This window comes from Sediminibacillus terrae, assembly GCF_009602435.1.
GTDB lineage: Bacteria > Bacillota > Bacilli > Bacillales > Amphibacillaceae > Sediminibacillus > Sediminibacillus terrae.
In genome coordinates this window covers 1-7,045 of record NZ_VZDQ01000008.1, presented here as the reverse complement: position 1 = coordinate 7,045, position 7,045 = coordinate 1, and the positions used below count along the sequence as shown (strand labels likewise).

Below are 7,045 nucleotides of genomic sequence, written 5' to 3'. Positions count from 1 at the left end.
CGCTAAGTCATTTCGATCATATAAATCCCTTAGTTGTTCCAATTTCATGGAAAAAGTGGATGTCCCCTTGGAATGTTTTTTTTCTTGTTATCCTGTTTCCTTTTCCACATATGAACCTCCACTATGTAATGAACTAGTAGTCTTAGTATGTGGAAAATATTCCAGAATATGTGAGAGAGGATTTTGGCATAAAAAAGCACCCCCATTTGTTATTGAGGGGCAGTCCAAGATAAGAGAGATTTTTTATATTGTTTCTCTATCTAAATGTTTAATTATGTTGTTTATAAAGGTGATTTTCTCCTTAATAATTCTTTAAAGTTCAGGATTTTCACATAGAAGCATTTCTTCCTTTAGTTTCTCAATATGACTACTAAACAATTGTAACTCGGAGTAATATTTCCCTTCATGGATATTATGAAGGAGAATAGATAAATTAAAACGGTTTTAACAAAAGTTTTGAATTAACCTCTCAGACATTTTTATTTTAATCTTTTTCATTGTTTAGTAATTTATTCTCCTTGTCTTACTGTTTTAAATATTTATAAATAAATTATTTGAATTAGCAACTAAGTTTATCTAACTCCAGTTTCAATCATATAAACCCCTGTTTTCTAAGAGAAAATTTACTGTAACATTTTTTATAGAATTAGCAGATAATGTATAATCTTTTAATTGTTGTGGTTTAACCCTATCATGGAAAAGTATATTTTTTAGACTATATACGTCAATTTCCTTATCAATTCCATTTTGATAAGTGGACCTTATTTCTGCTTCAATCTGTTTTGTTACCAATTCTTCTATTTTTTTTGAGGAAAGGTGTTCTTCCAAATCTGTTAATGTTCCTTTTGCATCAACATGTATGTTGAAATGGAATTTTTCTCCATCCCTAACTACATTTATTTTTACAGAAGGTGACGTTATTCTTACAACACCCTTAATTTTATTATCTTCAATAATATCTACTGGTGTATTTTTAATGTTTTTTTGCGTCCATCTGAGACCAGTAAGCTCTTCATATGACAACCATTCTTTATACTTTCCTTCACTTACAGGAAAAGCACCATTTATTTTTAAGGTGCTTTTAGTTTTTGGTTCTGTAACAGATTCCTTCCAATCTGTTTCGTTAATAGAAATAGAAGGCAGCAAAGCTGTTCCTCCTGGTTCATTATAAATCGAAATAAATTTATGCAAACGCATCGGTTTTATATAAGAATATTGATAATATGTATCTGTTGGCTTATACAAGATCGTGTATAATGGTGGCAGTTGAAAAAAGCCAGTTGAGCTAAGTATTTTTTCAATTGACTCTTTTGTTCCGAACATCCATGGTGTATAACGAAATTCTCCATTTTTCTTTAAGGATTCCTCCACTTTTTTTATACCTTTTTCCAAAACAGACTCTGAATAGATAATTGCTCCTATATGTGACCAGTTCATAGTTTGTTGGGATGTTCGATATAAATCGAAGATAGCATCATTAATAGTACGACCTGAACCAGTGCCTATATATAATGGCACGGGTTGTCCCGATTTGCCACCTTCCGTTTTAGCTACATTGGAAAAATCAAGTAATTGAACATACATTATATATTTTTCATCTTTATAGTCAATTCCTATTGTTGTGACGTAATTCACTTCACCAATTTCGTGTTCATCCCAGCATCCTGTTAAAATCAATAATACGAATGCTATCATCAGCAGGACGATTAATTGTTTCATTTTTTTTCATCTCCCTGACGGTCAGTATCATTTGTGTCAAGGATTCTTGCGCGTTCATTTTGTTGGTCAACAGGATATTTCAGTAAAGATTTAGAGAAATCGTTTTTTACATATGGTGAGACTGGACTTAGATAAGGAATACCAAAAGATTCTAGCTTAGCAAGATAGCCAAGTGTTAAATAGATACTAATAAAAAAACCAAACATTCCTAGAACAGAAGAAAGAAGAATTGAAAAGAGTCGTATGATTAAAACTGTACCATAAAGAACCTGACTACCTAGTGTAAAGGTTGATATAACTGTAATTGCAGTAATAACCAACATAGTTGGAGACGTTAAACCTGCTCTAATTGCTGCATCACCTATGATTAATCCACCTACAACTGCTACAGTTTGCCCCACCGCTTTTGGCAATCTGACACCAGCCTCGCGAAATAATTCGAATAAACTAATCATTAATATTACTTCAACTACTGTATTAAAAGGTATACCTAGTCTAGAAGATGATATTGTTGCAAGTAACGGAAGTGGAATTTGGTCTACATTAAATGCAGATAACGATACCCAAAAAGCTGGTAAAAATAAGGACAACATCAACCCCAAAAGTCTAAGTAAAAGCTCAAAAGAAGCATAGAAATAAGGTGTATGTTCATCCTCTGCAGTATGGAGAATCACTCCTAAATTTGCTGGTGCAACTAAAACATTAGGAACATTATCAATAAAAATAGCAAATCTGCCTCTAACTAGACTACTGACAACACCATCTGGTCGAGAGACAGATCGCATTAATGGAAAAAGAGAGTAATTAGAACCACCAAGGAGTGCTAGTAATTGGTTGTCGCTGTTTACAATATCTATATCTATATTTTTTAAACGATGTGTAACTTCCTTAATTACTTTTTTATTTTGTATATCCGTTATGTATACTAATCGAACTTGCGTTTGACTTCTTTTACCAAGGGTAAAAGACTTTGTTACAAAAGAATTCGATTTAAGCCGTTTTCGCACTAAAGCAATGTTTGTACTTAAATCTTCAACAAAAGCGTCTCTTGGACCACGCAAAGATACCTCGGTATGAGATTCCTCTGGTGATCGTTTTGGTGGACTGGATGTATTAAAGAAATATAAAGTTTCAGTAATCAGTATTGCTGTATAGCCATTGAAAACTTTTTCTTGAAGCGTATTATCAACATTTATTTCATGCTTACGCAATGTAATGCGTTCGGAACAATTTATATTATCAACACCTTTTAATCCATCACGGTAATATTTGTTTTGAATGTCTGGAAGTATACTATTTATTAATAATTTATGTTCAATTAACCCATTGCAGTAAATAATAAGTATTTGTTCCTTATTATTATTTCCATATAGGTGTTGTTTCTCAACCGATACATCTGTTGAATGTCGGAAAAGATTCTTAATATACCGTTCATCTATTTGATAATTATCCCTTTTCATTTGTAGACACCCTGTTCGTTGAAGTTTTAATTAAAAAGGCAATAAAAACTGTGATAAAAACACCAAAAAAGATACTTCCAATGTAATAAAATCGTGATAAAAAGGTGAAGAATTCTTCATTTGAAATAGGTAATGTAATGACAATTAGATAGATAACACAAATAAAGGCTTGAATATAAAAACGCTGTTTTTTCTTCTTAATGTCAAAGGGCAATGTAATCATATATAAAATCATGCTTATATGGATAAAAGCACCAGATAACCATTGATAAATGGAAAAAAAATCGAGATGATTGAAATAATTACCTATCCCTAAGATACGCCACTGAAAAAAGGCAGGATATCTCAATTTCCCTGCTTCCTCTACTCCAAAAGTTGAGATACTGCCAAGTAGTGGTCCGACAGTTAGAATGGATAAAAAAATGATGAGAAGTAAAATGTGTAAAAACTTCAGTTCTCTATCGACGCGATGCTGTAAAAATATCAGTAAAATTAATTCAATGGCTGAACCAAATGCAAAAAGTGAACCATGAATCACTTCCTTCCACCCATTCTCCACTAATACAGGCGTAATAAGTGTAAAGTTTTTATCAGGAATGGTACCAATTGCGACAAACAAACCAAAAATAATAACGAATGGAAGTACAACACCTGCACAAATGGCAATTACATTTATCTTACCGTATGAAATATAAATGGATGCGGTTAGAATGAATAAAGATACCACTACTACCGGTGTATTAAACAAAAAAGTTTCATTTATCCATAATACCGTTTCTTTTAAAGTAATAAAACCAGTTATAGTTAAATAAATGAACAATAAAAAAGCAATTACTCGACTAAGCAGTCTGGAATATGTAGATGATATCCATTCAAAAATAGATACTGATTGAAATTTCCTTGTAACATACAATAATAATAAGGAGAACAAAAGGGTTAATATATAACCAATAATTACACTTATCCATGCATCACGACCTGCAGCATTAATTAAGAACGGGATAACAATGACATGATTAGTTAACCCCATACTTAATATAAAAATCGTAAAAAGCTGTGTGATGTTGATTTTTGTCATCAAAAAACTCCCTATAAAATCCATTTATAATATTATATTGGCTAAATTACTTCATACTATTCGCATTATCCGATTTTTAATAAATATTATATAATGATATTTTTTGGAAAGTCACACATTTCAAAAACGAATGTTTTTGAGACGTTTTTACTATGAATATTAAATAGCTCAAAGCCATAAGAAATATTGTCTTTAAAGATTGCTCAAAATCTATGTTTCATATACCACCCTTTATGATATAATTATATTGAAAAGGTGGTATTTTTTTATGAGTCAGTACATTTATGGTTATGCTCGAGTAAGTACTCGTCAGCAAGATTTAGCACGGCAATTAGATTTATTAGAAAAATATAATTGTAATGAAATTCTTACAGAAAAAATGACAGGAACAAAATCAAACCGACCAGAGCTAAATCGTCTAAAAGACAAATTGAGACCTGGGGATATTGTTGTAGTAGAAAGTTTTTCAAGATTAGGTAGAAGCACAAAAGACTTAATCGATCTAGTTAATTACTTTGAAGAGAAAAATGTAAAATTAATCAGTGTGAAAGAAAATTTTGATGCTACCACCCCGCAAGGGAGGTTAATGATGACTGTTTTTCAAGCTTTTAGCCAGTTCGAACGAGATTTGATTGTTGAACGAACTAAAGAGGGGCTAAAAAGTGCTAGAGCAAGAGGAAGAAAAGGAGGACGACCAAAAGTAGGAACTAAAGATATTACAAAAGCCATTAATCTTTATAATACTAGAGAATACAGCGTTAAAGAAATTGTAGAAATGACTGGTATAAGTAGAGCCACTCTATATCGATATTTAAACAATGACAACAATTAGAGGAACTAATAGCATTAGCTTCATTAATTAAAAGGAGCTGTTTCTATATGGGAAAAGAACTTCCATCATTGACTTCGTATTCAGAAGAGCAGAGACAAATAGCTATGGAAAAATACAGGTTAATTGAGCCATATATTAACCGTGAGAAAAACTTGAAAGCTATTGCTGAGGAATCTGGTGTTTCAAAACGTACACTTCACTATTGGGTTAGTAAGTATCAGCAATTTGGATTAATTGGATTGATTCGAAAGAGTCGAACAGATTCTGGAATATTTAAAGTGGAAAATGAAGTACAAGAAGAGATTAAGAATTTAATACTTAGTCACAAAAGAAATTCAGTCACTTCTATTCATAGGAAGATTTGTGAGACATGCAAAAAGAATAATTGGAAGCAACCCAGTTACTATCAGGTTTATGCTATTTCAAAGTCTTTATCACAAGGACTAAAAAAACTAGCTTATGAAGGAAAAAAAGAATATCAAAACACTTATGATTTAATTCACCGACGAGAGGCTAGTTATCCTAATCAAATTTGGCAAGCTGATCATACCCCATTAGATATAATTGTTTTAAATGAAAAGGGAAAACCGGAAAGACCTTGGCTAACAATTATTTTAGATGACTATAGTCGAGCAGTTGCTGGATATTTTTTAACTTTTCAAGACCCGTCTGCTATACAAACATCTTTAGTTTTGCACCAAGCAATATGGAGAAAAAGAAACCCCGATTGGCAAATATGTGGTATCCCTGAAAAGTTTTATACAGATCATGGAAGTGACTTTACCTCCAATCATTTGGAACAAGTAGCAATTGATTTAAAAATTAATCTTGTTTTTTCTACAGTAGGAGTTCCAAGAGGGCGTGGGAAAATTGAAAGATTCTTTTTAACTATTAATCAGTTGTTTCTACAAGATTTACCTGGATATATTGGAAATCAGCACAGCCCTGCTCTTCTTACTCTTAAAGAACTTGATGATAAATTATCAAATTTCATTATATATAATTATCATCATAGGGTTCACGGTACAACAAAAAAAGAACCCATCAAAGCTTGGAATAATTCTGGATTCCTCCCCAATATGCCAGATAGTTTGGAAAGCCTAGATTTATTATTGTTAAATGTAGCAAAACCGAGGAAGGTTCATTCGGATGGTATTCACTTCCAAGGTTTAAGGTATATAGATACAAATCTAGCTGCATATATTGGTGAAACAGTCATTATTCGTTATGATCCAAGGGATATTGCAGAGATTCGAGTGTTCTATCAAGACAAATACTTATGTACTGCTATTTCCCCTGAGATATCTGATTACCAAGTAGATTTAAAAGATATTGTTTCCGCACGAAATAAGGTGCGTAAAAATCTCAATAAGCAAATTGATACCAGAAGAACTGTTGCAGAAGAAATTGCTTTATCACAGCAAAAAGATTTGGAGAACAAGTCGAATAAATCTGATTCTAAAAAGTCAAAACTCAAGAGGTATTTCAATGAATAAATCACAGAAGTTTATTGAAACAAAAGAGTATAAAAGATTTGCAGAGTTTTGTGATGCTTGTATCAAATATAAATATATAGGAATTTGTTACGGACTACCGGGAGTAGGAAAAACGTTATCCTCAAGATATTATTCAAACTGGGATTATATCGAAAAACAAATAGATTATAAATATAAGAAAAAAATTGGTTTAGATACAGATGAAAGGATTCTTAAAGCTAGAACAATTTTTTATACAGCGCCAGCAATACGTGCTACTAAAATGACTGACGAAATTAGTATTATTGGTGGTAAAATGGGTATGACTAAAGCTATTTATAAGGTAAATAACGGAGGGGAAGAAGAATATTCTACTGATACTTATGAAGATATTGATCTTATAATTGTTGACGAAATAGATCGATTAAAAGTGCAAAATTTGGAACAACTAAGGGATTTATATGATCGAAATGACTTAGCA

The 7,045-nt window shown here is 31.8% G+C and carries 5 protein-coding genes and 1 pseudogene; 3 read left to right on the top strand and 3 right to left on the bottom strand.

Translation table 11 applies throughout. From position 1 onward, the window contains the following. Positions 1-588 precede the first annotated feature (588 nt). Genes F6X55_RS02580 through F6X55_RS02570 form a run of 3 tightly spaced genes read right to left on the bottom strand, consistent with a single transcriptional unit; the run spans position 589 to position 4,257 of the window. Positions 589-1,719 carry a Ger(x)C family spore germination protein gene (locus F6X55_RS02580; RefSeq protein WP_035197633.1) on the bottom strand — a complete coding sequence of 377 codons (1,131 nt, stop codon included), beginning with the start codon at positions 1,717-1,719 and terminating at the stop codon, positions 589-591. Then, positions 1,716-3,179 (bottom strand): spore germination protein, encoded by a 1,464-nt coding sequence (locus tag F6X55_RS02575; protein WP_153461834.1) that lies wholly within the window; start codon positions 3,177-3,179, stop codon positions 1,716-1,718. Before F6X55_RS02575 ends, F6X55_RS02580 begins: the two co-directional genes overlap by 4 nt. After that, positions 3,166-4,257 (bottom strand): GerAB/ArcD/ProY family transporter, encoded by a 1,092-nt coding sequence (locus F6X55_RS02570; RefSeq protein WP_161993046.1) that lies wholly within the window; start codon positions 4,255-4,257, stop codon positions 3,166-3,168. Before F6X55_RS02570 ends, F6X55_RS02575 begins: the two co-directional genes overlap by 14 nt. Positions 4,258-4,525: 268 nt before the next feature. Between F6X55_RS02570 and F6X55_RS02565 the strand changes: the two are divergent. The 3 genes and pseudogenes from F6X55_RS02565 to F6X55_RS02555 all read left to right on the top strand — a co-directional run. Next, a pseudogene (locus tag F6X55_RS02565) lies at positions 4,526-5,071 on the top strand (recombinase family protein); the annotation flags it as partial. A 65-nt stretch (positions 5,072-5,136) separates the two neighbouring features. Next, positions 5,137-6,585, top strand: a complete 1,449-nt coding sequence (locus F6X55_RS02560; RefSeq protein ID WP_035197639.1) for a Mu transposase C-terminal domain-containing protein — start codon at positions 5,137-5,139, stop codon at positions 6,583-6,585. After that, on the top strand, positions 6,578-7,045 hold a 468-nt coding region (locus F6X55_RS02555; RefSeq protein WP_153461831.1), incomplete at its 3' end, for an AAA family ATPase. The genes F6X55_RS02560 and F6X55_RS02555, both read left to right, overlap by 8 nt.